Below are 3,534 nucleotides of genomic sequence, written 5' to 3' on the forward strand. Positions count from 1 at the left end.
CACGCAAACGCCAAGGCGCCAGGCACAGGGACGGCTTGAACCCCCGTTGCCTCGGCGCAAGACGGGCTTGCATCGCCGGATTAATCTGATACTTTCTGTCAACATTAACGGCCGCATGAACGGCCCCGCGATCCAGCGAGCCCGGGACAGCCCCGGCCAGCCAGGCGCATTCCATGACACCCGCAGCGAAAGGAGCCTCCCATGGGAGAGGGCAAGGCGGTTTCGCCGGAACGGATCAGGGCCATCCGGCAGGAAAGACCCACCATGCGCAGCCCCGATCCGGCCAACAGCTCGGGGATCGCCGAGGCCGAGGTGCTGAACGCCCGGACGGGCAGCGGTGTGACCCGGATCGCGGCGCACCCGGACGCGCTGATGGCCGCAATGCCGGGGTTCGGCGCAGCCACGGCGCTGACGCGGAATGACAGCGCAGTGATCGAGAAAACCGGCACCTATGGCGCCTATACGCCGGGCGCACATGCCGCGATGGTGCTGAGCCCCGCCATCGACCTGCGCATTTTCCCGAAGCACTGGGTCCACGGCTTCGCCGTCGAAGAGGAAAAGGGCGGCGGGCTGCACCGGTCGATCCAGATCTTCGATGCCGCCGGGGACGCGGTGCACAAGGTCTACCTGCACAAGTCGGCTCGCGATGCGGAATGGGCCGACCTGGTCGGGCGCCTGCGGCTGGAGGACCAGTCCGACCACCTGATGCTGGCCCGGCGTGACCCGGTCGAGCCGGCGAAATCAGACCCATCGAAGGCCGAGCGCCTGCGCGCCGAATGGGACCGTCTGACCGACACCCACCAGTTCCTGCAGATGGTGCGCAAGCTCAAGATGAACCGGCTGGGCGCCTACCGAATCGCGGGGGCGCCCTACGTGCGCCCGCTTGATCCCGGCTGTATGGCCGGGTTGCTGGACGCGCTCGCCGCCGATGCACTTCCCTTCATGCTCTTTGTCGGCAATCGCGGCTGCATCGAGATCCATGGCGGCCCGATCCGCACGGTCAAGCCGACCGGGCCATGGCTGAACATCCTCGATCCTTCGTTCAACCTGCACCTGCGCGGCGACCACGTGGCCGAGGTCTGGGCGGTGACCAAGCCGACGAAGCGCGGGCCCGCCGTCTCGGTCGAGGCGTTCGACGCCAGCGGCGGGCTGATCCTGCAGGCCTTCGGCATGCGGGTGGGCGAGGTGGACCATACCCCGGCATGGGACGACCTGGTGGCGTCGCTGCCGACCCTGGCGCAGGAGGTCACAGCATGATCCGCGCCCTTCTCGCGACGCTGGTCCTCGCGGGTCCGGCGCAGGCGGCGGACCGGATCGTGTCGATCGGTGGTGCCGTTACCGAGATCGTCGTGGCCCTGGGCGAAGCCGACCGCCTGGTTGCGCGCGACACGACCTCGACCTTTCCTCCCGCGGTGCGCGAGTTGCCCGACATCGGCTATGCACGGCGTCTCGCGCCCGAGGGCGTGCTGTCGGTGGACCCTGATCTGATCCTTGCCACGGAAGGCGCGGGTCCACCCGAGACGGTGGACCTGCTCCGCGCCGCGGCGATCCCGTTCGTGGAGATTCCCGATGGCCACGACCGTGATGCGGTTCAGGCAAAGATCGTGGCCGTGGCCGCCGCGCTCGGCGTGCCCGAAAAGGGCGCGGCGCTGGCCGCCGATGTCGACGCGGCGCTGGATGCGGCAACGGCGCAGGCCGCCCGGGGGCCGCGTCCCCGCGTGATGTTCGTGATGTCGGTTCAGGGCGGGCGCATCCTGGCCGCCGGGCGAAACACCGCGGCCGACGGGATCATTCGCCTTGCCGGTGGCGAGAACGCGGTCACGGATTTCGAGGGCTACAAGCCGCTGACCGATGAGGCCGTGACCCGTGCCGCGCCCGAGGTGATTCTGATGATGGCGCGCGAGGGGGCGGAGGACATGTCGGACCAAGTGCTGTCCCATCCCGCGATCCGCACCACACCGGCCGCCGCGGCCCGCGCGCTGGTGCAGATGGACGGGCTCTACCTGCTGGGCTTCGGCCCGCGCACGGCCCAGGCGGTGCGCGATCTTTCGGACGCGCTGGCCCGGGCGGGAAGCTGAAGCGATGGTCGTCATCTCCCCCGATACGGCGGCCGCGTGGGACCGTGCCTTGCTTGCCCGCCGGACCACGGTCCTTCTGGCGCTGGTCTTGCTGACGGTGGCCGCCTGCAGCCTGACCACCGGTGCCGCGGGCACGTCGCCCTGGACGGTGCTGGCCGACCTGCTGGCAGGGCGCGAGGTGACGGTGGCCGACCGGGTGGTGCTGTTCGAGATCCGGCTGCCGCGGCTTGCCATGGGGGCGCTGGTGGGTGCCTCGCTGGCGGTCTCGGGCGCGGTCATGCAGGGGTTGTTTCGCAACCCGCTGGCCGATCCGGGGCTCGTGGGCGTCAGCGCGGGCGCGGGGCTGGGCGCGATCTCGGCCATCGTGCTGGGCGGGTTCTTGCCCGCTGGACTGGCGGCGGCGCTTGGCTATTATGCGGTGCCGGTGGCCGCGTTCCTTGGCGGCTGGGCCTCGACGCTGGTGCTTTACGGTATCGCAACGCGCCGGGGGCGGACCTCGGTTGCCACCATGCTGCTCGGGGGCATCGCGCTGGGGGCGCTGGCCGGGGCGCTGTCGGGCATCCTCGTCTACATGGCCGATGACGCGCAGTTGCGCGACCTGACCTTCTGGGGGCTTGGTTCGCTCGCGGGCGCCACCTGGACCAAGCTCGCCGCCGCCGCGCCCCTGATGTGTCTGGCGCTTCTTTACGCCCCGACGCTGGCCCGCGGGCTGAACGGGCTCGCGCTGGGCGAGGCCGCCGCCTTCCACATCGGCATCCCGGTCCAGCGGCTGAAGACCGTGGCGATCCTGACCGTCGCGGGCGCCACCGGGGCGGCGGTGGCCGTGTCGGGCGGGATCGGCTTCATCGGGATCGTCGTGCCGCATCTGTTGCGCCTCGCGACAGGGCCCGATCATCGCTATCTGCTGGTGAACGCGGCCCTTCTGGGAGCGGCGTTGCTGATCCTGGCCGATGTGATCGCCCGCATCGTGATCGCCCCCGCCGAACTGCCCATCGGCATTGTCACCGCGGTGCTCGGCGGGCCGGTCTTCCTGTGGATCCTGCTGCGCCAGCGCGGCGTGCTGGACCTGTAGGCCCATGCTGGAGGCCACCGACATCACCGTTCGCCTTGGCCGGCGCGAGATCCTGCACGGGGTCGATTTCCGCGCCCGACCGGGCGAACTGACCGCCATCGTCGGCCCGAACGGATCGGGCAAGACGACGCTCCTGCGAGCCCTCACGGGCGATCTCTCCCAGGACGGAAGGGTCCGGCTGAACGGCCAGGACCTGTCCTCTCTTCGCCCCTGGGTGCTCGCAGGTCTGCGCGGGGTGCTGCCGCAGGCCACACCGCTGGCCTTTCCGTTCACCGTCGCCGAGGTGGTGCGACTGGGCCTGATGGGCGGGATCGAGGCGGCCGAGGCCGACCTTGTCCCCAAGGCGCTTGCGCGTGTCGGGCTCGCGGGGTTCGAGGGGAGTTA

At 70.4% G+C, this 3,534-nt stretch carries 4 protein-coding genes; all 4 read left to right on the top strand.

Going from position 1 to position 3,534, the window contains the following annotated elements; all coding sequences use genetic code 11:
• Positions 1–201: 201 nt before the first annotated feature.
• Positions 202–1,257 (top strand): hemin-degrading factor, encoded by a 1,056-nt coding sequence (locus ENN83_RS07125; RefSeq protein ID WP_287185545.1) that lies wholly within the window; start codon positions 202–204, stop codon positions 1,255–1,257.
• The gene (locus ENN83_RS07130) at positions 1,254–2,078 is read left to right on the top strand and encodes a heme/hemin ABC transporter substrate-binding protein (RefSeq protein ID WP_287185546.1); all 825 of its coding nucleotides are present in this window, start codon (positions 1,254–1,256) and stop codon (positions 2,076–2,078) included. The genes ENN83_RS07125 and ENN83_RS07130 overlap by 4 nt, the downstream gene beginning before the upstream one ends.
• 4 nt (positions 2,079–2,082) lie before the next feature.
• A complete protein-coding gene (locus ENN83_RS07135) occupies positions 2,083–3,150 on the top strand; it encodes a FecCD family ABC transporter permease (RefSeq protein ID WP_287185547.1) in 1,068 nt (355 codons plus the stop codon).
• Between the two features lie 4 nt (positions 3,151–3,154).
• On the top strand, positions 3,155–3,534 hold a 380-nt coding region (locus ENN83_RS07140), incomplete at its 3' end, for an ATP-binding cassette domain-containing protein (protein ID WP_287185549.1).

This window comes from Rhodovulum sp. (assembly GCF_011048875.1).
Classification (GTDB): domain Bacteria; phylum Pseudomonadota; class Alphaproteobacteria; order Rhodobacterales; family Rhodobacteraceae; genus Rhodovulum; species Rhodovulum tesquicola.